Raw genomic sequence first — 23,679 nt, 5'->3', positions numbered from 1 at the left:
TGTTACCAACGTGCTCTGAGCTTTGGATCGGACACGGAGAACGCGATGTCCGGGGGTCGCGCGAAGCGCCGCCTGGGCGGCGGGAACAGCAGTATCGCACGGCCTGCGCTGTTGACGGGGGTAGCCGCACCGATAGTCCGAACCGGATGGCTCCGGTGGTCTACTCGCTACCCTGACGTATGGGCCTGTCTCGGCGGCAGTTGTTGAGATCCGGCACCGCTGGAGCGGTTGCGGTGCTGGTTGGTACGTCGGCGGCGAGTAGCGGGTGGTTCCGGGCGCCGCGGCGGCTGGGGGACCCTTTTACTCTCGGGGTTGCATCGGGTGATCCGACCTCGGATGGCGTGGTGTTGTGGACGCGGTTGGCTCCCGATCCGTTCGCTCCCGATGGGCTCGGCGGCATGGCACAACATCCGGTGACCGTCGATTACGAGGTAGCCCATGACGAGCAGTTTCGGCAGGTGGCGACGCGGGGGACAGCGGTCGCGACCCGCGAGCTCGCGCATTCCGTGCACCCCGAAGTGCGCGGGCTAGAGCCCAATCGCTGGTATTTCTACCGATTTCGTGCGGGCTCGGCGATCTCACCGGTCGGCCGGACCCGCACCGCACCCGCGCTGGGGCAGCCCACCGCACGCATGCGTTTCGCCTTCGCGTCCTGCCAATCATGGACATCCGGCTACTACACCGCCTACGAGCACATGAGCGCCGAAGACCTCGATCTGGTTGTGCACCTCGGTGATTACATCTACGAACGGGGCTGGACGCGCGGCCGCGAAGGCGTGTCGGTGGAGCCGCAATTCCAAGCCGAAGCCGTCGACCTACCCGGCTACCGACTGCGCTACGCGCAGGCCAAGGCCGAGCAGCCGTTGCGAAACGCCCACGCCGCCTTCCCCTGGCTGGTCACCTTCGACGATCACGAGCTCGACAACAATTGGGCGGGAGACTCGCCCGGCCTCGGGTTCGATATCTACCGCATCCCCAAGCTCTTTCGCGGCCGCCGCGCCGCCGCCTTCCAAGCGCTGTACGAACATCAGCCGTTGCGCATCGCGGCCCTGCCCTCCGGCTCCACCATGCACATCCACCGTCGCTACGCCTTCGGCGACCTCGCCGAAATCACCATGCTCGACACTCGCCAATACCGCACCGCGCAGGCCTGCGGCGACGGCGGCCTGGTCGCGGACTGCCCCGACCGCTTCGCCGCCGATCGCACGATTCTCGGTGCACAACAACGAGATTGGCTGATCGACGGCTTCACCAACTCCACCGCCCGCTGGCAGATCCTCGGCAACCAGGTCTCCATGGCCCAATCCGACTTCGACCTCGGCCCCGGCGTCGCCACCGGCACCGACTCCTGGGACGGATATGTATCCGACCGCAATACCATCCTCGGCGCCGCCGCCGACCGCAATGTCCACAACCTCGTAGTGATCACCGGCGACCGCCACCAGAACCACGCCGCCAACCTCCGCTCCGACTATGCCGCCCCCGAATCCCCAGTCGTAGCTTCCGAATTCATCGGAACCTCGATAACCACCGGCGGCAATGGAACCGATATGACCCCCACCGGCCACACCCTGCTATCCGCCAACCCCGACCTGAAATTCTTCAACGCCCAACGTGGTTACTCCCGAGCCTCCTTGGATCACGGCCTGTGGCACAACGACTTTCGTGTGGTCCCCTACATCCACCGACCCGGCGCCCCCATCTCGACCCGCGCTGCCTTCGTCGTGGAGAACCGGGTCCCCGGTGTCACCGAGGTATCGCGCTCCGACAGCCAGGGCGGTCAGCATTCGGGACAAACCGCGGGTTCGCCTCCGCGCTAGGTATCGCAGCGGATTTTCGACTGTGCTCGCCGTGGCGTAGGTCAACGCGGTACGGCGGCGCCTGGCGGATTGGCCAAACCCAAGGCGGAGTTGAGGCGATACGCGCCGCCGAGCCCGTGGAACACCGCCATGGGCAGCGCCCCGGCGAAGGCGCCGGCGATACCGGCGAGAGCATGTGCGGGCAGATCGGCCCAGTAACCGATCACCACCGCGAGGGTGAGTCCCAAGGTGCCGGCCACGGCATTGCGCAGTGCGTCGTTGCCCCACACATTCGGGAACTGTTCGCCGACCATGCCTTTGACGAAGTGCGGGACGGCATTGGCGCCCAGTACGCCGGCGAGCGCGGACAGCAGGATCGTATGCCACATATCGGTCACCTATTTTCAGTCAACAATCGTTGACTGAATAGTAGCGACTTATCCGCGTTCGGTCAACGACCGTAGACTGAATGCATGAGTTCCCATCCCACCCGCCGCGCCGAACAGCGCGACCGCACCCGATCCCGGATCCTGGACGCGGCGCGGCGGCTGTTCGCGGAGGTCGGCTATGACCGGGCCACCATCCGCGCGATCGCGGCGGCGGCCGACACCGACCCGGGGCTGGTGATGCGCTACTTCGGATCCAAAGACGACCTGTTCGCCCAGGTCGCACAATTCGAACAGGACGAACTGATCACCGGGACGCCACCGGAGGCAGCCGAACAGCTACTGGCCGCGCTCGAGCAGAAACTCGCCGAGCAGCCCACCGACGCACTGACCGCGATCCGCTCCATGCTCACCCACCCCGACGCCGCCGCCGAAGTCCGTTCCGCCATGGTCGCCCGCCAACACCAGGCCGCCCAGCACCTGGCCGCCGACGACGCGGACCTCCGCGCCGGCCTCATCGGCGCCCTCACCATCGGCACCGTCATCGGCCGACACCTACTCGAACTGGACGCCCTGCACGACGCCCCGCCCCACCACATCACCGCCCTCCTCCGCCACGCCATCCACGCCATCGCGCACGGCACCCCAGAACCCAAGCCCCGCCAACCCGCCGCCCCATCCACGGACCGCTGAACTCGCGTCAGAGCCCGCTCTGAAACGACTTGCCGATCTGCGTCCTGATCTGCGAGGAACCTCCTCGCGGTTCTCGGCCATACCGGTCAACGCCGTGATGATCTGGAAGCCACCATCATGGACTTCGGTCCAGCCGGTGGCGAACACGGTTGCCGCGTCACCGGTCCAGCTTCCCTCGGCTACCGCGTCCACATTCTTCGCCGTGGAATCGAGTGCCGACCGAAGCGCCTCAGCCAAGTCATAGACGTATTTGCCGACGTCACGCACCTTTTCGGGAACAACCGACATGCTTTGGCTGGGCGAACCCCCTACTTCGCTCACAAGGTCGGAAGCTACTCGGCGCTATCGGCGATGTCCATCGGAGCCGGACAGGACAACGCCGGGCCGAATCGCTCTCGGGGAGAGGAGATTCGGCCCGGCGTCGGGTCAGCGAAGAACTACGCCGTCGGCTCGAAGGCCTCGGCGACGATCTCGGCTTGCTCCACGGCGTGGACCTTGGAGGAACCCGAGGACGGGGCCGACATGGCGCGGCGGGAGATGCGGCGGAGCTTGGTGAAGCGCTCCGGGAGCAGCTCGGGCAGGTTCAGGCCGAAGAAGGGCCAGGCGCCCTGGTTGGCCGGTTCCTCTTGGACCCAGGCGATGTCGGTGGCGTTCGGGTAACCGGCGAGGGCCTCGTTCAACCGGAACTTGGGCAGCGGGTAGAGCTGCTCGATCCGGACGATGGCGATGTCCTCGCGGCTGTCCTTGGCCTTCGCCGCGACCAGCTCGTAGTAGAGCTTGCCGCTGGTGAGCAGGACGCGCTTGACCTTGGCGCGGTCGCCGATGCCCTGTTCGTAGGTGGGCTCGTCGAAGACCGAGTGGAACTTCGACTCGGTGAAGTCCTTCAGGTCCGAGACCACGGCCTTGTTGCGCAACATCGACTTCGGGGTGAAGACGATCAGCGGGCGGCGGATGCCGTCCAGTGAGTGGCGGCGCAGCAGGTGGAAGTAGTTCGCCGGGGTGGACGGCACGGCGACCGTCATCGAACCCTCGGCGCACAGCTGCAGGAACCGCTCGATGCGACCGGAGGTGTGGTCCGGGCCCTGACCCTCGTGACCGTGCGGCAGCAGCAGCACGACCTCCGAGAGCTGACCCCACTTGGCTTCACCGGAGGAGATGAACTCGTCGATGATGGACTGCGCGCCGTTGACGAAGTCACCGAACTGCGCCTCCCACAGCACGAGTGCGTCCGGATTGCCCAGCGAGTAGCCGTATTCGAAGCCGACGGCGGCGTATTCGCTCAGCGCCGAGTCGTGCACCGCGAACCAGCCCGGGTTCTTGCTGCCGATGTTGTGCAGCGGGGTGTATTCCTCGGCCGTCTTGCGGTCGATGATCACCGAGTGGCGCTGGGTGAAGGTGCCACGACGCGAGTCCTGGCCGGTCAGGCGCACCGCGACACCCTCGTCGATCAGTGTGCCGAAGGCGAGCAGTTCGGCGAAGGCCCAGTCGACCTTGCCCTCGTAGGCCATTTCGCGCCGCTTCTCCAGCACCGGCTTGACGCGCGGGTGCACGCTGAAGCCCTCCGGCACATTGAGGAAGGCGTCGCCGATGCGCTGCAGCACCGTCTTATCGACGGCGGTCAGGATGGTGGTCGGCACCTGCTGGTCGTCCTCGACCGATTCGCTCGGCTCCGGAACGTACTTCTCCAGCTCGCGGACCTCGTTGAACACCCGCTCCAGCTGGCCCTGGTAGTCGCGCAGGGCGTCCTCGGCCTCTTTCAGCGAGATGTCGCCACGGCCGATCAGGCTCTCGGTGTAGGCCTTGCGCACCGAGCGCTTGGTGTCGATGACGTCGTACATTTCCGGCTGGGTCATCGACGGGTCGTCGCCCTCGTTGTGGCCGCGACGCCGGTAGCAGACCATGTCGATCACGACGTCCTTGCGGAACTTCTGGCGGAAGTCCACCGCGAGACGGGCCACCCAGTCGCAGGCCTCCGGATCGTCACCGTTCACGTGGAAGACCGGCGCACCGATGAACTTCGCGATATCGGTGGAGTATTCGGTGGAGCGGCTGTTGTCCGGTGCGGTGGTGAAGCCGATCTGGTTGTTCACCACGATGTGGATGGTGCCGCCGACGCGGTATCCGCGCAGACCCGACAGGTTCAACGTCTCCGCGACCACACCCTGACCCGCGAACGCGGCGTCACCGTGCAGCATCAGCGGCATGACGGAGAAGCCCTCCGGCCCGTCGCCCTTGTCGAGCAGGTCCTGCTTGGCACGGACCAGGCCTTCGAGGACCGGGTCGACCGCTTCCAGGTGCGAGGGGTTGGCGGTCAGCGAGACCTCGATCTCGTTGTCGCCGAACATCTGCAGGTAGGTGCCGCGCGCGCCGAGGTGGTACTTCACGTCACCCGAGCCGTGCGTGGCGGCCGGGTTCATATTGCCCTCGAACTCGGTGAAGATCTTCGAGTACGGCTTGCCGACGATATTGGCGAGCACATTGAGGCGACCGCGGTGCGGCATACCGATGACCACCTCGTCGAGCGAATGCTCGGCGGACTGGTCGATGGTCGCGTCCATCATCGGGATGACGGCCTCGGCACCCTCGAGCGAGAAGCGCTTCTGACCAACGTATTTGGTCTGCAGGAAGGTTTCGAACGCCTCCGCCGCATTGAGTCGGTTCAGGATGTACTTCTGTTGCGCGACAGTCGGTTTGACGTGCTTCTGCTCGACCCGCTCCTGAATCCACTGCAGCTGCTCGGTTTCCAGGATGTGGGTGTACTCCACACCGACGTGGCGGCAGTAGGCATCGCGCAGCACCGAGAGCACATCGCGCAGCTTCATCCGCTCCTGGCCGTGGAAGCCCGCGACGTCGAAGGTGCGGTCCAGATCCCACAGGGTCAGGCCGTGCTGGGTGACATCGAGGTCCGGGTGGCTGCGGAACTTGTCCTTGACCAGCCGCAGCGGATCGGTATCGGCCATCAGGTGGCCGCGGTTGCGGTAGGCCGCGATCATCTCCAGCACCCGGGTGCTCTTGTCGACGCCGCGTTCCTTGACGTCCTTGCGCCAGCGGACCGGCTCGTAGGGCACGCCGAGGCCGTGGAAGATCTCGTCGTAGAACTCATCGCTGATCAGCAGGTTGTGGATGGTGCGAAGGAAGTCGCCGGACTCCGCGCCCTGGATGATGCGATGGTCGTAGGTCGAGGTCAGGGTCATCAGCTTGCCGACGCCGAGCTCGTTGATGCGCTCGTCGCTCATGCCCTGGAACTCGGCCGGGTACTCCATCGCGCCGGCGCCGACAATCGCGCCCTGGCCCGGCATCAGCCGCGGCACCGAGTGCACGGTGCCGATGGTGCCCGGGTTGGTGAGCGAGATGGTGACGCCGGTGAAGTCCTCGATACCGAGCTTGCCGTCGCGGGCGCGGCGCACGATGTCCTCGTAGGCGGTGTGGAACTGCCCGAAGGTCATGGTCTCGCAGCCCTTGATGGCGGCGACGACCAGCGAGCGGTTGCCGTCCTTGCCCGCCAGGTCGATGGCGAGGCCGAGGTTGGTGTGCGCCGGGGTGATCGAGTTCGGCTTGCCATCGATCTCGGCGAAGTGCCGGTTCAGGTTCGGGAAGGCCTTGACTGCCTGCACGATCGCGTAGCCGAGCAGGTGGGTGAAGGAGATCTTGCCGCCGCGGGTGCGAGCCAGGTGGTTGTTGATGACCAGCCGGTTGTCGATCATCAGCTTCGCCGGAATGGCGCGCACGCTGGTCGCGGTCGGGATGGTCAGCGATGCGGACATGTTCTTGACCACGGCCGCGGCCGGGCCGCGCAGGATCTTCGCCTCGTCCGTCGCGGTATCGGCGGGCTTCGGCGCGCCGGAGGTCGGCGCGGCGTTCGAGGTCGGCGCCGGGGTGGTCTGCGGTGCGCGCGCGGTGACCTTCGCGGGCGCGGCGGCCTTGGCCGCCGGCGCTGCCGGTGCGGGAGCCGCGGCGGCGGGTGCGGGTGCCGGTGCGGGTGCGGGTGCGGGTGTCGCGGTCACCGGCGCGGGAGCCGCAGCCGGAGTGGCCACCTGCGCGGGCGCGGCCCCGGCGCTCTGGCTGTTACCAGAATCACCCGTGACCTCAGGCGTGTAATCGGCGAGGAACTCGTGCCAACTCTCATCGACGGAAGATGGATCCTGTTTGAACTTCTGATACATCTCATCGACTAGCCACTGGTTCTGTCCGAACTGGGAAGTTGAGCTGCTCACAGCAGGTGTTCGCCTCATTTCGTTCTTCGCGCTGCGACGTTTGTGACGTGCCCGGCACGGGGATCAGCGGATGCGCGCCGATGCGCCCTCTCTGAGGATAGGCCCAGCAGCAAATCAGCGGACCGACTGACCACCGGACAAACCCGATCCCAAAGATGACGACCCGTCCTCGCTCGAGAATATTCCCCCCGCTTCGTTGGCCGCCGCCCAGAGCTGGGCATACGGTCCGCCGGCCGCCAGCAGCATGTCATGTGGCCCGATTTCGGCGATTCGTCCGCGTTCCACGACGGCGATCCGATCGGCTCGCGCGGCGGTGCCGAGGCGGTGCGCGACGACGACGGTGGTGCGGCCCCGGGTCAGTGATCGGCTTGCTACCAGGACCGATGCCTCGGTTTCCGGGTCGAGGGTGGCGGTGGCCTCGTCGAGCAGCAGCAGATCGGGGCGCACGAGCTCGGCTCTGGCCAGTGCGATCAGTTGGCGTTGCCCCGCCGAGAGGCCGCGGCCGCGCTCGCCGATCGGGTGGCGCATACCGTGCGATAGCGCGGCGATCATGTCCGCCGCGCCGACCGCCGCGGCGGCGGATGCGATCTCCGCCTCGGTCGCTGATGGTTTCCCGAATGCAATGTTGTTGGCGACGTCGCCGGTGAAGAGGTGAGCTTCTTGGGGGACGATGCCGAGTCGGGCCCGGTAGTCGGCGAGGCGGTAGTCGCGGATATCGATGCCGTCGACCCGGATCGCGCCGTCGGTCCGGCCCGGTACTTCGCCAACTGTGTCGGGTAAGTCATAGAGCCGGGCCAACAACTTGACGATGGTCGACTTGCCCGCGCCGGTCGGACCGACCAGGGCAAGCGTGGATCCGGCCGGGATGCGCAGTGACACTCCGTCGAGGGCGGGCTTTTCGGTGCCTGGGTAGTGGAATCGGATGTCGTCGAGGACGACCTCGCCGGCCAGGCCATCGGTGATCGCCACCGCGTCCGGAGCATCCGCGGCGATCGAGGACGGGGTGCGCAGCAGGTCGCCGATGCGGCGCAGGCCGACTCGCGCCTGCTGGTATCCGTCGAAGACCTGGGACAACTGCAGGATCGGGCCGAACAGCAACTGCAGATACAGCACGAAGGCGATGAGTGTGCCCGCCGTCGTCGCACCATCGGCGACCTCGCGCGCCCCGAAGTACACCACCGCCGCCAGCGCCAGGTCGGCCCAGGCGATGACGAAGGCGAAGTACATCGCGATCGCGCGCTGGGCGCGCATCCGGCTGGCGCGGTAGCGGTCGGAGTATTCGGCGAAGCGGCGGGCGGCGACCGGCTCGTGCCGGTTTGCCTGGACGGCGCGCAGACCGGAGACGTTCTCTTGGAAATCGGCGTTGACGGTCGAGACGTGCTCGCGCGACACGGTGTAGGCGGTGGACGAGACGCGCCGGAACAGCATCGTCGCCACCAGCAGCGGCGGCAGTGCGATCAGCACGACCGCGGCCAGCGCGGCATCGATGACCAGCAGTGCCACCGCGATGCCGACCAGGGTGAGCACGCCGATCAGGGTGGTCGCGACGCCGGTCTGCAGGAAGGTCGACAGCGCGTCCACGTCGGTGGTCATCCGGGTCATGATGCGGCCGGACAGTTCGCGTTCGTAGTAGTCCAGTCCCAGTCGTTGCAGGTGTGCGTAGCTGCGCACCCGCAGACCGTAGAGCACGCGTTCGCCGGTGCGCGCGGTGAGCACGGTGGTCGCCGCGCCGACCGCGAGACCGAGTACGACCAGGACCGCGCCGAGTACACCGGCTCGGGCCAGCGCGCCCGAATCATGGCCGCTCACACCGGTATCGATGGCGTAGCGCACGATCGGCGGAAACGCGACGCCGATCAGGGTGTCCAGCGCGAGCAAGGTGATGACGGTCAGCACCAGCCAGCGCACCGGGCGCAGTAGCCGGGTCAGCCGGAATCCGGGATCGGGTTGCCGCAGTCGCTCGTCGTCCAGTCCGGGTTGTTCGGTGGCCGGTGGCAGGCCTTCGATGGTGCGCCGCAATTCGGGAGTTTCGCTGAGACCACTTGCGGCGCCGGAGAATCCGCCTGGTCCGCTGGTGCCGGTCGCGGTGCGGACGCCGAGACCGGCGGGTGCGGTCGGGACTTCGCCAGAGACGTAGCCGGCCGGTGCGGGCAGTCGAATCACCCGATCCGCATGGGCGAGTGTGGATTCCCGATGCGCCAGGATCAGCGTGGTGCGCCCGCCCGCATCCGGCAACTTGTCGAAGATGGCCGCCTCGGTGACCGCGTCGACCGCGGAGGTCGCGTCATCGAGCACCAGAATCCGCGGCCGCGCCAACAGCGCCCTGGCCAGCGCGATCCGCTGCCGCTGCCCACCGGAGAGCGTCAACCCGCGTTCGCCGACCACGGTGTCGAATCCGTCGGGGAGTTCGGCGATGAACTCATCGGCCGCGGCAAGCTTTGCCGCATAGCGGATTTCGGCGTCGGTGGCGTTCGGCCGGCCGAGGGCGATATTCGCGGCGATGGTGTCGGAGAACAGGAACGGGTCGTCGAACACCACGCCGATCGCCGCGCGCAGATCGGTCGCACTGAGGTCGGCGATATCCACGGCGTTGGCGTTTCGAGAATCTGCCGCCGGTTTGTCGAGCGTGGCGTGAGCGGGCGGCGAGGCTGCGGCATCGATGGCCCGTGCGGTCGCATCCGCGAATCTCCCCGTGGTGGCGGATTCGGCTCCGAATAGGCGGATGGTACCGGAGTCGGGGGTGTAGAAGCGGGGGAGAAGTAAGGACAGCGTTGACTTTCCGGAGCCTGCCGGGCCGATGATGGCTACGGTTTCGCCGGGGTGCACGGTGAGATCGAGGTTGCGCAGGATCGGCTGGGTGGGGTCGAATCCGAAAGTGAGGGTGTCGATGTCGATGCCCAGGGGGCCGTCGGGGAGCTCAGCTGGGGTTGGTGGGTCGGCGATTTCGGGGGCGGCGTCGATGACCTGGTAGACGCGTTCGGCGGCGGCTCTGGTCAGCTGGGCCATGATCACCACCGATGACATGGTGCGGGTGGTGACGGTCATGGTGGTGACGTAGGCGGAGAAGGCGAGGAAGGTGCCGATGCCGATGACATCGTGCAATGCGAGCAGTCCGCCGACGACGATCACCGCGACCAGTCCGGCCTGCGGAATAGTGGTCACCACGGGCGCGAAGCGGGCATTGATCGTGGCCGCGCGCATGCGTTCGGCGTAGAGCGCGCGTCCGTGCTGTTCCAGCACGCGCACCATCCGAGCCTCCTGCCCGAACCCCTTGACCACCCGGACACCGGTGACGGTCTCCTCGACATGCTGCGCGACCTCGGCGGCCCGCTGCTGCGCCGACCAGGTCGCCGCGTACAGTCGCGGCCGCATCCGGTAGACCAGCAATCCGATCGCGGGCACCACCAACAGCGCGACGGCGGCCAGCGGCGGCGACAACCACACCATGACGGCCGCGGCGAGCACAAACTCCAGCAACGCCAACCCCGACAGCGGGACCATCGCCAAAAGCCCCTGCACCAGTTGCAGATCCGTGATCGAGCGCGACACCACCTGCCCCGTCCGCAGCGCGTCCTGCCCCGCCCCGTCCAGCCGCTGCAGCGAACCGAGCAGATCCACCCGCAGCGCATGCTGCACGTCCAGGGACAGCCGTCCGGCCAGCATCCGCCGACCGAAGGCCGCCGAGAACCGGCCGATCGCCACCAGCGCGAGCAGCCAGGCGACGACCCCGATCACCGCGGTGTCGCCGATGCCCGCCGCATCGACGGCCCACTTCGTCAACAACGGCGCGGCGATCTCCACCAATGCCCCGGCCACCAGCGCGGCCGCGATCCCCGCGACCGTCCCCCTGTGCGACCGACACTCGGCCCACAGCCTGCGTATCCAGCCCACGCCATCACTCAATTCCGCCGCACACCCGTCTCATCGGTCCCCATATCGACGGTAACTACACGGATCACCACGCCATTTGTTCCCGCAGTAGTTCTGTGCGGGCGAAGTTGTCCGACGACCGGTTGGGCGGGGACGGTTCAGAGGCGCTTGCGCAACAGCCACCAGGCGCTGCCGCCGATGCCGAGCGTCCAGAGCGTCAGGACCACGATGGCGGCGGGGGTGGGGGCCAGGAAGTCGCTGTCCTTGAAGGAGCCGACGGCGACCGTGCTGACGGTCGCCGAGCCGGGGAGGACGGTGGCGAAGCCGGCCATGCCGACGGCCTTGGCGACGACCCAGATCAGCGGCTCGATGATCACCAGCCAGCCGAGCATCGCGGCGATCGCGGCGGTGGGGGTACGCAGCAACAGGCCGAGTCCGGCGCCGATCAGGGACCAGCAGACCGCGGCGAGCAGCCCGCCGCCGAAGACGGCGAGTAGGCGCAGACCGAAGTCGAATTTGCCGTGGCCGAAGCCGAGCAGGCAGGCGAAGGCGATCAGTTCCACCACGAAGGTCGTCGCCAGTGCGGATCCGGCGGTGACCAGGAATTTCGCGGCGGTGAGGCGATCTCGGTCGGCGGTGAACAGTGCCGTCAAAGGCATTGTCGCGTAACGATATTCGGCACCGGCGCCAGCCGCGCCGAAGGCTCCGGCCAGCACGATCGCGACGGCGAGACCGATATAGAGCCCGATTGTCGCGGCGCCGGTCGCGGGATTGGATTTGGGGTCGGCCGGTCCGGCGAGCAGCGCGGTGACCGTGCTCGCGACCAGCGCGATCGCGGGAATGAACGCGGCCAGCAGCCGGCTGGCGCGCAGCGTGGTGACCTTGCGGATCTCCGAGTTGACGGCCGGAACGAGGTCCGGGGGCAGGATGGCGATCATCGTGGAATCCCGTAGGGCGTCGGTTGGTGCGGTGCGATTCCGGCATAGGGCGCGGGCTGGGGTGGGCGGGCCGGTTTGACCAGTGACGCCAGCACCCGGTCGGGGTGGATCTGGTCGGCGGTGATGCTGTCCACGCGCACTCGAGCGGCCGCCGCCGCCGCGCGGATCTGCGCCTCGGTCGCCTCGGCCACCGCGAGCCGTCCGTCGGGCCGGATCACCGCATCGGTGAAGCCCTGAGCGGCCAGCGTGGTCGCCAGTGCGATCGGCGTGGACGCGACGACCACCAGGCGATCGGGATGCCCACGCCGCAGCCGGGCGGGGGTGCCCTGATAGACCACTGAACCTTCGCTCACCACGATGATGTTGTCCGCCATCGGAATCACCGGCGCCAGGGTCTCACTGGAAAGCAGGACGGTGCCGCCGCGTCGGGTGTGCCGGCGCAGGAAGTCCACCAGCCACGCGCGTTCGGCCGGGTCGAGACCGGCCATCGGTTCGTCGAGGATCAGCAGCGTCGGATCGCCGAGCAGCGCGGTCGCCAACGCCAGCCGGGTCTGCGCCCCGACCGATAGTGCGCCCGCCCGCGTCCGCGCCGATTCACCGAGGCCGACCGCCTGGATCACCTCATCGACCCGCGCGTCCTCGACGCCCGCCGCCGCCGCGTACACCAGCAGGTGATCGCGCGCGGATCGCGCCGGATGCAGTCCGCGCGGGTCCAACATGCCGCCGACGGCCGACGCGGGGCCGCGCTCCGGCTCACGCCGCCGTCCCGACCCCGGCCCGCCGACCGCGGCCGTACCGGAGGTCGGTTCGAGCAACCCCAGCAGAATCCGCAGAATAGTCGTCTTGCCCGCGCCCGCCGGCCCCACCAGGACGGCCATGGTCCCGGACGGCACGGTGAAACTCACGTTCTCGACCGCGGTGACCAGGTTGTATCGCTTGGTCAGGCCGCGGACGGCGAACGCGAGCGGTCGGCCGGCGCTCATCGTGGCGTGGTCGGGGGTTGCGGCTTGATCGGATCGAGCGCGGGCAGCGGATCGGCGTCGATGACCAGCTGCCGGTCCGCGGGCCAGGTGACCGGCGCGGGTCCGAAGGCCTTGCGCGCATTGCCGATCGTGGTCTTGCCGAGCGCCCGGTTGCCGAAACCGCCGATCACCGCGCCGATCCCGGCGGGCACCACCTTGCCCGCCATCAGGGCGGCGCGCTTGGTGATGAAGCGGATGATGAATCGCTTGAGCAGCGAGTCGTTCATGCTCGACAGACCGGGAATTTTATTGGCGAACAGCGTTCCCCAGTTCTTCGCCGAGTGACCGACGGTCTTCTCGACGATCTCCATCCCGCTCTCGCCGAGCACGACGGCCAGCACCAGCGCCCTGCGCGTTTCCTTGTCCTCAGGCGAAATCCCGTGCACGGCGGCCACTGCCAGCGTGAACACCGCGGAAGCCTCCATGAAGAAGGTCGTCTCGGCGCTCACCGCGGCGATCGCCGCCACGGTGCCGACCCCCGGCACCGCAGCCGTCGCGCCGACTGCGCTACCACTGCCGGTCACCGCGAGCAGATACTGGTTCTCCAGCCGCTCGATGATCTGCGCGGGATTCTCCGACGGATGCGAGCGCCGGAGCCGGTCCACGTACTTGGCGACGGCCGGCGCCTGCAGGCGCGACCCGGTATCGAGTAGCTGGACCACCGTCTTCTCGAACGTGCCTTTGAACACGGCGATATCCTCCTCTTCCGCCTGTACGGAATGAACCTTATGGCACCGACCGCCATCAACTCGTCATGACAACGATGTACCCCGTCGAACGGGTTCCCCGCATGTCGCTTCCATCACGCCGGGTCGCGCAGGGCAGGCACCCGTTCCGCGAGCGGCGGGGGTGGCGGCGGGGTGCCGTCGCCGAATGGCCTGCCACCCAGCGCTTCTCGGCCGTGCGGGGTCAGCCAGTTGGTCAGTTCGGGGCCCTTGGGCACGATCCCGGTCGGGTTGATATCGGCGTGTACGACGTAGTAGTGCGTCTTGATCTGTCCGAAATCGATGGTGTCACCGAATCCGGGCGTCTGGTAGAGGTCGCGCGTGTAGGCCCACAGCACCGGCATTTCGGTCAGCTTGTCGCGGTTGGTCTTGAAGTGGCCGTGATAGACCGGATCGAATCGGACCAGGGTGGTGAACAGTCGCACATCGGCCTCGGTGATGGTGTCGCCCACCAGGTATCGCTGGGTGGCCAGGCGTTCGGACAGCCAGTCCAACCGGGCGAACAGCCGGTCGTAGGCCGCCTCGTATGCCTCCTGGGCGCCCGCGAACCCACACCGGTAGACGCCGTTGTTGACGTCTCGGAACACCGCCAGATTCACCTCGTCGATCTCGGCCCGCAGCGCCTCCGGATACAACTGCGGCGCGCCGGGCCGATGGAACGCGGTCCACTCGGTGGCGAAGTCGAGCGTCATCTGCGCGTAGTCGTTGGTCACCACCTGTCCGGTGGCGACTTCCACCATTGCGGGCACCGTGATGCCGCGTGGATAGTCCGGGAACCGCGCCAGATACGCGTCGCGCAGTCGCGGAATACCCAGCACCGGATCCACCCCGCCGGGATCGAGATCGAAGGTCCAGCTGAGCTTGTCGTGCGTCGGGCCGCACAAACCCAGCGAGAGCACCTCTTCGAGTCCGAGCAGCCTGCGCACGATCAGCGTCCGATTGGCCCACGGACAGGCCCGCGCCGCGACCAGGCGGTAGCGGCCCGGCTCGACCGGATATCCGTCGCGGCCGTCGGCGGTGATGCGGGTGGTGATGTAGTTCGTATCCCGTTTGAATTCGCCCGGCTCGACGTAGGAGGCAGTTTCCGATACCGACTTGGTCACCTGGACAGTCTCGCAGACGCAGGTCTTAGTCTTGCCGAATGAGTGAAACGAAGGCCACCCGGTTGACCCGGGAAACCATTGACGGCGGCGCCGAGGTCGTGACTCTCACCCTGGCCAATCCGCCGCTGAATCTGTTCGACCAGTCGATGCTCGACGCGTTGATCGAGGACTTCGCGGAGCTCTCGGCCAACCCGCCCCGGGCGGTGCTGCTGCGTGCCGAGGGCAAGCTGGTCTCCGGCGGCGTCGACGTGCACGTCTTCGACGGTCTGAATATCGAGCAGGGTGCCGAACTGTGGCGCACCCTGTTCGCGCAGATCATCCATCCGCTGGAGGCACTGCCGTGCCCGGTGGTCTTCGCCGCGCACGGTCTCACCCTGACCGCCGCCTTCGAGATGGCGCTGGCCTGCGACATCATCCTGGCCGCGCCCAAGGCGAAATTCGGTCTGGTGGAGACCGTGGTCGGCCTGACGCCGTCGATGGGCGGCCCGCAGCGGCTGGCCGAGCGCGCGGGGTCGGGCCGGGCCCGCGAATTCGTCATGACCGGTGACCTCTACGACGCCGCGACCATGGCCGATTGGGGTGTGGTGAACGCCATCCACGACGATGTCGACGCCGCCGCACGGGCATTGACCCAGCGCCTGGCCCAGGGCCCGACCAGGGCGCATGCGGCGACCAAAGAGATCATCGGGGCATGGCGGTCCGGCGGTGTTGCCCATGCGGATTCGGTGACGCCCGAGGTGTCCGGCGCGCTGTTCGACACCGACGATCTGCGCGGCGCGGTGCGCAGCTTCCTCGAGGTCGGCCCTGGAAAGGCCACCTATACCGGCCGGTAACAGCCGGGGCACGCGCGAACGGGCGTCGGCGAGTTCGGCGCCTATCCCAGCGAAAGTGTGACTCGCGTCATATAGTCGCAAGAGCCTGAAGGCTCGAGGCGTGTGCGGAGGACCCATGTCGCAGTTCTTGGTCGAATACCCACCGAATCGTTCGCATGCCTGCGACGCCCCGCTGGCCCGCGGCTCCGACGGAGTGCTGCGATACGGCAATCTCACCCCCGCGTTGACCGAACTCCTGGATCTGCAGGTGCACGCCTTCTCGACCAGGGAGGCGGTGGTGGAGATCGGCGGCCCCCGGCTGAGCTATCGGGATCTGTGGCGCTCCGCCTCGCGTATCGCGGGCGGGCTGCAGGAACACGGCATCGGCTATGGCGACCGGGTCGCCATCCATATGCCGACGGGCGCGCGCTGGGTGCAGGCGTTCCTCGGGGCGCTGCTCAGCGGCGCGGTCCCGGTGCTGGTGCACGACGGACTGCCCGATGCGGTGGCCGCGCGGGTGATCGCCGACAGCAGCACCGATTTCGTGCTCGACTGCGGTAGCGACGCCGACCTGCCGGACGGCGCGGCCTTCATCGATGACGGTGCGGCGCTGAGTGATCTGGCGCTGCTGTGCTACACCAGCGGCGCCGGGGTCTGCCCGGCCAACGCCGCCACGCCCAAGGGCGTCGAGCTGACCAACGAAAACCTGCTCTCGGCAATCCGCTCCGTCGTCACAGCGCTCGACCTGCCGACCGATGGCCTGCGCAATCTGCTGCTGCTACCGCTGGCGCATGCGAGCGGCTGCGTGGATCAGCTGCTGCCGACCTTTGCCGTCGGCGGCACCGTCGTCCTCGCGCCGGGCGGCCGAAGACTCGCGGAAACCATCGTCTCCGAACGGATCGACATGGTTTCCGCGACACCACGCATCTTCGCCCGACTGCTGCCGGAGCTCGCGGAGTTGCGCACCGAGGGGCTGCGCACCGACGGGGTCGTCCGGATCAGCACCGCGGGCCATCGCGCCGCCGCCCCCACCGATCCGGTGCAGCGGGCCGCCACCGTGCGGGATATGTTCCCCGCTGCCCGGCAGTGGTCGGTCTGGGGCGCGACCGAAACCAGCGGCATCGGCTTGGTCGTCGACGACGATACCGATACCGCACCGGGTGCCGATCCGGTGCTCGGATTCCCTTTCGGTGGTACCGAATTGGCGCTGTGGGGCCCGCAAGCGCAGGCCGGGCACGGTGAGTTGCTGTGTCGCGGGCCCAATGTCACCCGCCGCTACTGGAACGATCCGAAGACCACCGCGGACCGCTTCACCGGCAGCTGGTTCCACACCGGCGATCAGGTCAGTATCGACGCCGACGGCCTGGTCCGGCGCGGGCACGCGCAGGCGGGTTAGTTCACTCGAGCAGGCGATCGCGCAACCGTTCGCGCAGCTCGGTGGTGAAGCCGATCGCGCTCAGGTAGGTCTCGACGTCGCCGTGCCGCTCGCGCACCGAATCCGTCGCGACCCGAAGGTAATCCTCGCGAACGCCGAGGATGTCGATGGAAAGTTCTTCGACCGCGGTGAGTTTCGGCGCCATCATGGCGCGCAGCGCGGGCACGGCGTCGTTGCTGGCCATGAAGTCGGTGAGCACATCGGCCTCGCTGACCGCGACCGCGCGCAGCAGGGTGGCGATTGCCCAGCCGGTGCGGTCCTTACCCGCCGCGCAGTGCACCAGCACCGCGCCGTCGCCGCGCACGATCGTCTCGGCGATGGCGATGATCGCGGAGTTCGCCTCGGGCAGCACCGGGAAGTGCCGGTAGACCTCGAGCATGTGGGTGAACGCGGAGTCGGTTTGCGCGTCGTGCGGCGGTGCCTCGGCCATCCTGGAGTCGAACGGGGTGACGTTCAGCCGCACCCCGTCGGGCAGGTTGTCGTGGCCGATGTGCTCGATCTCGCGCACCCCGCGCAGGTCGTAGATGTCGGTTACGCCGAGGTCGTGCAGGATCGCGTGCCCGGGTAGGTCCAGATCGCTCAGTTGGGCCGAGCGCAGTAGTACGCCGGGGCGAACCTTCGCGCCGTCGACGGTGCGCAGACCGCCCAGATCGCGGAAGTTGAACGTGCCGGTCAGGTAGAACTGGTCGGCCGATGGCGAGAGAGTCACCGATCCAGGCTATCTACCCCACGGTGTCCTGCTGGTGTCGATACCGGATCCGGCGTGGAACTGTCTGTTGTCCAGTTTGCGAGGTGTCGATGTGTGATCCGCCACAGAAAACCGGAGCGGTGGCGGCCCGCCCCGTAGAGTGGTCAATGGTCTATCTCGCGAGGGCGGGCGTGAGAGTGACGCCCAGAGAGGCGATTCCGGTGGATACCGATCGATCGCAGCGGCATTCCGTTTGGGTAACAAAACATTCTTCCAGTCTGGAAATACCCACAGAAGCTGTTCTTAAACCCCGGAAACCCTCTACCATTGATGAATGTTGGACCGGGCATCCAGGAAATTCCCGAGCTGGGGATTCGTGAGAGCGGCCCGCCATGTTCAGCGAGTCGCGCCGACGGTGGTGCGCGAGTTCTTTCCCCGAGGGAGTCGTCGTTGAGCGCACGTGGAGAAATAGCAGAGGGCAGGCTGCGGCCGACCATCTGCGAGGCCGTCGAGAAGGCGGCCGCCTCGCTCGATTTCACCGGAGTGCGAGCACTTCGGGTGCTGCTGCATGCCGGTGTCAGCGCGTACTGGCCACATATCAAGTCCGCTCCTGCCAAGCAGGTCCGGGCATATGAGGCGACTGTGCACCTGCTGGCCGAGCGCTGGGAGATGGAGACCGAATGTGCCTCCGACCCGCGGGCCTCGGCCGCCTTCCGGCAGATGGACTCCGAGGTTGCGACCTTCCTCGACCTCTGTGCCGACCGGTCGGGCGCGCAGTGGCTGGAGCCGGTCGATGCCATCGCGGCCTACGCGGTCTCGGTGCTGCAGGGCACCGTGCTGCGTTGGCTCGCGGATTGCAATGACGAGACGACGCTGGTGGTGCTCGACGACCTGGTCAGCAGCCTGGCCACCCGGGCCGCCGAAATCTGAGTTCGGTACCGATTGCTTGCGGGGCGATTGAAATAGCGCCTCGCGATACTGGACGTTTGACCAGTTTAATGGTTGAGTTGTGCTGGTGAGCGAGCGCAGCGAGCGAACCATCAACACAGCGCCTTCGGGCACGGCGGAGCCGAGCAGCAGTGAGGCGCAGCCGTGAGTGAGATCGGCGCACTGCATGCGGCCACGGCCGAGCTGGACCCGCCCCTGGCCGCTCTCGACCTGACCGCGCTGCGCGCCAATGCCACGGACCTGGTCCGGCGCGCGGGCGGCGTGCCCATCCGGGTGGCGAGCAAGTCGGTGCGTTGTCGTGCGGTGCTCGAGCAGGTGCTCGGCACCGGACTCACGGCGGACGGTGGGTTCGCTGGCATCATGTCCTATTCGTTGGCCGAGGCCATCTGGCTGGTGCGCCGCGGCGCCCGCGATGTGCTGCTCGGCTATCCCACGGTCGACCGCGCGGCGCTGGCCGAACTGGCCGCCGATGACACCCTGCGCAAGTCGATCACGCTGATGGTCGACGATGTCACGCAGTTGGAACTGATCCGCGCCGCCGTCGGCACCGATCTGGTGCGGCCACGGGTATGTCTCGATGTGGATGCCTCGCTGCGCATCGGGCCGCTGCACCTGGGTGTTCGGCGCTCACCGGTCCGCACACCCGAGCAGGCCGCAGCGCTCGCGCGCGCGGCGCTGCAGCGCGGTTTCGATGTGGTCGGCGTCATGACCTATGAGGCGCAGATCGCCGGACTGCCCGACGCCAATATCGCTGTGCGCTTGGTGAAGCGGGCTTCGGCGGCCGAAATCGGCAAGCGCCGCAGGCAAGTTCTCGACGCGGTGCGCTCGGTGGTCGGCAAGCTGCAGATCGTCAACAGCGGCGGTTCCGGATCCATCGAGGTCAGCATTACCGATCCGGACGTCACCGAGGTGACCGCGGGCTCCGGACTCTATGTGCCGACACTGTTCGATCACTACCGCGCCTTCACCCCGCGTCCCGCGCTGTTCTTCGCGACCTCGGTGCTGCGCAAGCCGACACCGTCCATCGCAACGGTTTTCGCCGGTGGGTACATCGCTTCCGGTCCGACGGGTCCGTCCCGCGTGCCGAAGCCGGCGTGGCCCAACGGATTGAAGCTGCTCGGCACCGAGGGTGCGGGTGAGGTGCAGACTCCGCTGTCCGGTGCCGCCGAAATCCGGATCGGCGACCGGGTGTGGTTCCGGCACGCCAAGGCCGGCGAGCTGTGCGAGCGGTTCAACCAGGTCCATCTCGTCGACTCGGACGGTACGCGCACGACCGTGCCCACCTACCGCGGTGAGGGCAACTGCTTCGGCTGAGCCAGCCGCGCTATCCGTATGTCGCTAATGGCGAATTGTGACGGTGATTTACAAGATCGAATACTGCTGCGGCGGATCTTATGGACCGCTATTAAACCAACCGGTCCGAATAAATTTCCCAACGTATAAATAAGGTTCGCCTCATTTCATCGATATCGGCCGGATTCGCACCAGCGGTAATCGGCTCAACTGAGGCGCAGGAACGTCGCCAGATCGGATAGATCATCCGGGGTACTCGGCAGATATTCGGTGAGCAAGGGTGACCGGATGATGACGGCCTTCCACATGGCCCGGCAGAGTGTGGCCTGAACCATGCTGCGTGACAACAGGAACCGCATGCCGTAGGGGGCGTCGGCGGGGCTGGAGGTGGTCATCGACATGAGCACGACCGCGGCCTCCCGGCCTCGGAAACGCTCGGCGGTGCCGACCAGCACGTCCTCGATCTTGGCCCGCGCCAGCAGTGTTCGGATCAGCCCGACCTGGGCGCTGTAGGGCGCGACCACGAGAATGTCGTGCGGGTGCAGCCGCCGGGTCATCGCACCGGTCGTCCACGACACTCCGAGCAGGGCGCGGACCCGGCGGACCACCTCGCGGGCCTCGGCCACCGATTCGATCGAATCGCCGCTGTGCGGCACCAGCACCGTCTCCACGCCCGGCTCGACACCCTCCAGCTGCCTTGCCAGCGTGACGGTTTCATTGGAGCGCAGGCGGTTGTCGTAGTACAGCCGGGAGATCGGGTCGCAGACGCTCGGGTGCATCCGCCAGGTGCGGTCCAGGAAGTAGCCGCGCTCGGCGGGCAGGGTGTGCCGGCCCTCGGTGAGCCAGCCGAGTACCGATTCGTCGACCGGCTCCGGATGCGTGCTGCGCGCCGCGGCGGATGCGGGATCGCCGAGCAGCAGCAGATTGCGCGCGCTCACCGCGACCGCGATGGTGTCGGCGAGTGGGAAGCGGCCCGCGTCGGCGATGACCAGCAGATCGAGACCGTCGCCGGGCACCAGCTCGTCATCGGCGAAATCGGCCGGGGCCCCGCCGATCACGCACCCGTTGACCGCGTTGTCCAGGAACCGCGGATAGCGCGAACCGTCGATCACCGACCACTCCGGCGCGACCGCCTCGACATCCTTCTTCGCCACCAGTTCCGGCAGCACGCCCATCGCGACGATCATGTCGAGCAGGCTCTCGACGGTCGAATGCGTCTGTGCGACCACGCCGACACGCCACTTGTGCCGGGTGACCAGCCGCTCGACCGCCCTGGCGACGGTGGAAGTCTTGCCGGTACCCGATGGCCCCTGCACCGCGAGATACGAATCGTCGAGATCGCGCATCGCGGCCGTGATCGCCGCCGCGTGATCACCGTGCACATCCGGCAGTCTCGCGGCCTTGCGCAGGCGCGGTGGCCGGCGGGCCAGGATGTCGAAGACCGCACTGGCCGGAATCTCCGGCAGCGCCATCAGCAGCTGCTGGGCCGCGAATTCGACGGCGGTCTCGATATTCTCGTCCCAGGCGGGCAGCCCGGGCGCGATCGCGGTCGGCAGATCGTCGTAGGGTTCGCAGCCCTCCGGTAGCAGTTCCTCGAGCCGGACGGCATCGTCGAAGTTCACGTCCACCGAGCAGCCGAGCACGGTCGCGGTGGCGGTCGCGCGCCGGCCGACCGCGGTGATCATTCCGGCGGCGACCGGCTGATCGTAGAAGGTGTACACGGCGGTGCCCGGTGTCAGCACGGTGCTGGTCGCCGCCCCGCCCGCGGTATCGGCGCCGCCCCAGCCGATGCCGATCCGTCCGGTCAGCGTGAGGTACCTGCGCATCGTCGGCTGGTGTGGGCTGCGATGCCATTTGGTGTCCAGCTTGCCCCAGTCGGCCACCAATACCCCCGGTGCGTCGGCCCATTCGTCGACCGGATGACTGAGCCGGTCGGCATGCGCCCACCACAGCGGCTGGCGTTCACGCCGGTGATAGCCGAGCGCCGCCGCCATCAGGGCGGCGGGATGGTGCGCCTGGCCCTGTGCCGCCGCGAATTCCGCGAGCGCGGCCTCGATCGAGGACGGCCGCCACGGCGGCGCGGTATCCGGTTCGTCCGGGCGTGGCACCAGACACCACGAACTCACCTGCTCCAGGCTGCGCGCGTCCGGGTCGACACGCTGTTCGGCCGCCCGCTCCACCAGCCAGTCGCGCAGCCGCAACACGGTGACGCAATCGCGTTCGGTATCAGGGGAACCCGGTAGCAGCCGCCGTAGCCGGCTCAGCCGATAGGAGCGTTCTCCGATCAGCAGGGCGTTGCGCACGATCGGATACAGATCGATGAGCACACCCGCGTGTAGCAGCTCCTCGACGGTCTCCGCGCCGACGCCATGCCTGCCGGTCCACCGCAGCAGCGCCGAGCGCACGCCGGAGGTGAAGTGGTACACGCGCATATCCGGATACATCTGCAGTCGCTGGGCGACGAAGTCGAGCACCTCTTCCAGCACCCGCCGCTGTCCGGCCGCCTCGTCGGCGATACCGGTCATCGCCCGATACGGTGTGAGTGCCGCCCCGAACGGGGCACGGAAGGCCAAATGGACGGTGCCCGGCCCACCCACCTCGATACCGCGCAGCTGACCCGACGGTCCCTCATCGATGGTGAGCGCGAGATCGCCCGGTGACGGCGGCGGCAACGCGCCGAGCGCGATCGCGTCGACCAGGGTGTGCGTCGGCTGCCCGGAATCCTCGCGGCGCAGCTGGATTTCGGCTTGGCGGCGCAGCGTGTCGAGGGTGCGCTGCGACAGGCCGGGCACAGTGGTCACGGTGCCGGCCAGCCGATCGATGGTGTTGATCCCAGCCTCACGTAGTCTGGCCCGCGCCGTGCGCGGCATACCGGCGACCAGCAGCAGGTCGCGCGCCGTCGCGAGCGCGCCGGTACAGGTCGGGCAGTGCCCGCAGGCGAGATAGCGCGGATCGCCCCACTGCACCGGAAGCAGCTCGCTCAGTTTGTCTTCCACGATCCGTTCGACGCGCCCGCGCCGGGCCAGATACACCGGCACCAGATCGGCGAGCGCATAGGTCGTGCTGTGATCACCCAGGTGTAACCGGACCAGGGGACCGGTCAGCGCGCCGCTGTTGTCCAAAGCTGTGGCGCAGGCGGCCAGTTCGAGTGCCGCGCCGACCCGATCCGGCGGACCCGCCGCGGTGCCGTGCACGGTGTAGCGGACCCGGTGGCCCGCGCGCACCAGAAAGTCGCTGGCGCAGAAGAATCGACCGTCGAAGAAGGTAGCTCCGTGGATGACGTGCACACCCGCCCGCAACGCGGCAATGGTCTCGGTATGCGCGGCCTGCAGTGCGGCGATATGCGCTGCCGGATCGTGCTCGGCGGTGCTAGCTCTTTCGAGCGACCTGCGAGCAGTCGCTACGCTGGCCCTTTCGAGCGACCTGCAAGCAGTCGCTACGCTGGCCCTTTCGAGCGACCTGCGAGCAGTCGCTACGGAATGGATCTCCACCAGCTGACTGCCGAATCGATCACGGAAGTCCGCGAGCCTGCGTTCGCGCGAATCGTCGAATCCGGTGCGCGGCACCAGATCGGGTACCGCATCCACCGTGCCCGCGATGGTGCCCAGTTCGGTATCGAGGGCACGCAGCAACGCGAATTCACACTGCGCCGCGCGCACGAGGTCGACGGCGGAGCAGACGACACGATCACCGAACACGATCAACGCGGCCCTCCTGTGTCTTCGCGGGACACGGACGGCAACACTGTAGCTA

15 protein-coding genes and 1 pseudogene are annotated in these 23,679 nt (G+C 67.6%); 6 read left to right on the top strand and 10 right to left on the bottom strand.

Annotation, left to right across the window (positions count from 1 at the left end; genetic code table 11):
- Positions 1 to 179: 179 nt before the first annotated feature.
- On the top strand, positions 180 to 1,820 hold the full coding sequence (locus OG874_RS27915; RefSeq protein WP_330250084.1) for an alkaline phosphatase D family protein: 1,641 nt from the start codon (positions 180 to 182) through the stop codon (positions 1,818 to 1,820).
- A gap of 41 nt (positions 1,821 to 1,861) precedes the next feature.
- On the opposite strand, the gene OG874_RS27910 is transcribed toward OG874_RS27915, so the two are convergent.
- Positions 1,862 to 2,188, bottom strand: a complete 327-nt coding sequence (locus tag OG874_RS27910) for a hypothetical protein (RefSeq protein WP_330250083.1) — start codon at positions 2,186 to 2,188, stop codon at positions 1,862 to 1,864.
- A gap of 84 nt (positions 2,189 to 2,272) precedes the next feature.
- Here OG874_RS27910 and OG874_RS27905 point away from each other — a divergent pair, with 84 nt between their 5' ends.
- Positions 2,273 to 2,878, top strand: coding sequence for a TetR/AcrR family transcriptional regulator (locus OG874_RS27905; protein WP_330250082.1), 606 nt, complete (start codon positions 2,273 to 2,275; stop codon positions 2,876 to 2,878).
- Between the two features lie 81 nt (positions 2,879 to 2,959).
- On the opposite strand, the pseudogene OG874_RS27900 reads toward OG874_RS27905, so the two are convergent.
- The 7 genes and pseudogenes from OG874_RS27900 to OG874_RS27870 form a co-directional block, all read right to left on the bottom strand.
- Positions 2,960 to 3,166: pseudogene (locus tag OG874_RS27900) on the bottom strand (WXG100 family type VII secretion target); the annotation flags it as partial.
- A 149-nt stretch (positions 3,167 to 3,315) separates the two neighbouring features.
- Complete coding sequence (locus OG874_RS27895) at positions 3,316 to 7,041, bottom strand: multifunctional oxoglutarate decarboxylase/oxoglutarate dehydrogenase thiamine pyrophosphate-binding subunit/dihydrolipoyllysine-residue succinyltransferase subunit (RefSeq protein ID WP_442943119.1); 3,726 nt, start codon at positions 7,039 to 7,041, stop codon at positions 3,316 to 3,318.
- Positions 7,042 to 7,206: 165 nt separating this feature from the next.
- Positions 7,207 to 10,995: an ABC transporter ATP-binding protein gene (locus OG874_RS27890; protein ID WP_330250080.1), complete on the bottom strand. Its 3,789-nt coding sequence runs from the start codon at positions 10,993 to 10,995 to the stop codon at positions 7,207 to 7,209.
- Positions 10,996 to 11,120: 125 nt separating this feature from the next.
- Complete coding sequence (locus tag OG874_RS27885; RefSeq protein ID WP_330250079.1) at positions 11,121 to 11,900, bottom strand: ABC transporter permease; 780 nt, start codon at positions 11,898 to 11,900, stop codon at positions 11,121 to 11,123.
- Positions 11,897 to 12,883: an ABC transporter ATP-binding protein gene (locus OG874_RS27880; protein ID WP_330250078.1), complete on the bottom strand. Its 987-nt coding sequence runs from the start codon at positions 12,881 to 12,883 to the stop codon at positions 11,897 to 11,899. Before OG874_RS27880 ends, OG874_RS27885 begins: the two co-directional genes overlap by 4 nt.
- On the bottom strand, positions 12,880 to 13,611 hold the full coding sequence (locus tag OG874_RS27875) for a hypothetical protein (RefSeq protein WP_330250077.1): 732 nt from the start codon (positions 13,609 to 13,611) through the stop codon (positions 12,880 to 12,882). The genes OG874_RS27880 and OG874_RS27875 overlap by 4 nt, the downstream gene beginning before the upstream one ends.
- Positions 13,612 to 13,724: 113 nt before the next feature.
- The gene (locus OG874_RS27870) at positions 13,725 to 14,750 is read right to left on the bottom strand and encodes a glutathione S-transferase family protein (protein WP_330250076.1); all 1,026 of its coding nucleotides are present in this window, start codon (positions 14,748 to 14,750) and stop codon (positions 13,725 to 13,727) included.
- A 38-nt stretch (positions 14,751 to 14,788) separates the two neighbouring features.
- Here OG874_RS27870 and OG874_RS27865 point away from each other — a divergent pair, with 38 nt between their 5' ends.
- Together OG874_RS27865 and OG874_RS27860 are read left to right on the top strand one after the other, a co-directional pair.
- Positions 14,789 to 15,583, top strand: coding sequence for an enoyl-CoA hydratase/isomerase family protein (locus OG874_RS27865; protein WP_330250075.1), 795 nt, complete (start codon positions 14,789 to 14,791; stop codon positions 15,581 to 15,583).
- Between the two features lie 115 nt (positions 15,584 to 15,698).
- Complete coding sequence (locus OG874_RS27860; RefSeq protein ID WP_330250074.1) at positions 15,699 to 16,958, top strand: class I adenylate-forming enzyme family protein; 1,260 nt, start codon at positions 15,699 to 15,701, stop codon at positions 16,956 to 16,958.
- 1 nt (position 16,959) lies between these two features.
- Here OG874_RS27860 and OG874_RS27855 read toward each other — a convergent pair whose 3' ends face one another.
- Complete coding sequence (locus OG874_RS27855; RefSeq protein ID WP_330250073.1) at positions 16,960 to 17,706, bottom strand: tyrosine-protein phosphatase; 747 nt, start codon at positions 17,704 to 17,706, stop codon at positions 16,960 to 16,962.
- Positions 17,707 to 18,135: 429 nt separating this feature from the next.
- Here OG874_RS27855 and OG874_RS27850 point away from each other — a divergent pair, with 429 nt between their 5' ends.
- Both OG874_RS27850 and OG874_RS27845 read left to right on the top strand, forming a co-directional pair.
- Positions 18,136 to 18,615 (top strand): TetR family transcriptional regulator, encoded by a 480-nt coding sequence (locus OG874_RS27850; protein ID WP_330250072.1) that lies wholly within the window; start codon positions 18,136 to 18,138, stop codon positions 18,613 to 18,615.
- 162 nt (positions 18,616 to 18,777) lie between these two features.
- Positions 18,778 to 19,947: an amino acid deaminase/aldolase gene (locus OG874_RS27845; RefSeq protein ID WP_330250071.1), complete on the top strand. Its 1,170-nt coding sequence runs from the start codon at positions 18,778 to 18,780 to the stop codon at positions 19,945 to 19,947.
- A gap of 185 nt (positions 19,948 to 20,132) precedes the next feature.
- On the opposite strand, the gene OG874_RS27840 is transcribed toward OG874_RS27845, so the two are convergent.
- Complete coding sequence (locus tag OG874_RS27840; RefSeq protein WP_330257444.1) at positions 20,133 to 23,624, bottom strand: AAA domain-containing protein; 3,492 nt, start codon at positions 23,622 to 23,624, stop codon at positions 20,133 to 20,135.
- Between the last annotated feature and the right edge of the window lie 55 nt (positions 23,625 to 23,679).

It is taken from the genome of Nocardia sp. NBC_00565 (assembly GCF_036345915.1).
Classification (GTDB): Bacteria; Actinomycetota; Actinomycetes; order Mycobacteriales; family Mycobacteriaceae; genus Nocardia.
Note: the sequence above shows the minus strand (reverse complement) of the source record. Positions and strands in the feature narration are given on the sequence as shown.

Excerpts from the sequence above, each read along its gene's own strand:
- OG874_RS27915 (WP_330250084.1), top strand. The coding sequence starts at position 180 with ATGGGCCTGTCTCGGCGGCAGTTGTTGAGATCCGGCACCGCTGGAGCG.
- OG874_RS27910 (WP_330250083.1), bottom strand. The coding sequence starts at position 2,188 with ATGTGGCATACGATCCTGCTGTCCGCGCTCGCCGGCGTACTGGGCGCC.
- OG874_RS27905 (WP_330250082.1), top strand. The coding sequence starts at position 2,273 with ATGAGTTCCCATCCCACCCGCCGCGCCGAACAGCGCGACCGCACCCGA.
- OG874_RS27895 (WP_442943119.1), bottom strand. The coding sequence starts at position 7,041 with ATGTATCAGAAGTTCAAACAGGATCCATCTTCCGTCGATGAGAGTTGG.
- OG874_RS27885 (WP_330250079.1), bottom strand. The coding sequence starts at position 11,900 with ATGATCGCCATCCTGCCCCCGGACCTCGTTCCGGCCGTCAACTCGGAG.
- OG874_RS27880 (WP_330250078.1), bottom strand. The coding sequence starts at position 12,883 with ATGAGCGCCGGCCGACCGCTCGCGTTCGCCGTCCGCGGCCTGACCAAG.
- OG874_RS27865 (WP_330250075.1), top strand. The coding sequence starts at position 14,789 with ATGAGTGAAACGAAGGCCACCCGGTTGACCCGGGAAACCATTGACGGC.
- OG874_RS27860 (WP_330250074.1), top strand. The coding sequence starts at position 15,699 with ATGTCGCAGTTCTTGGTCGAATACCCACCGAATCGTTCGCATGCCTGC.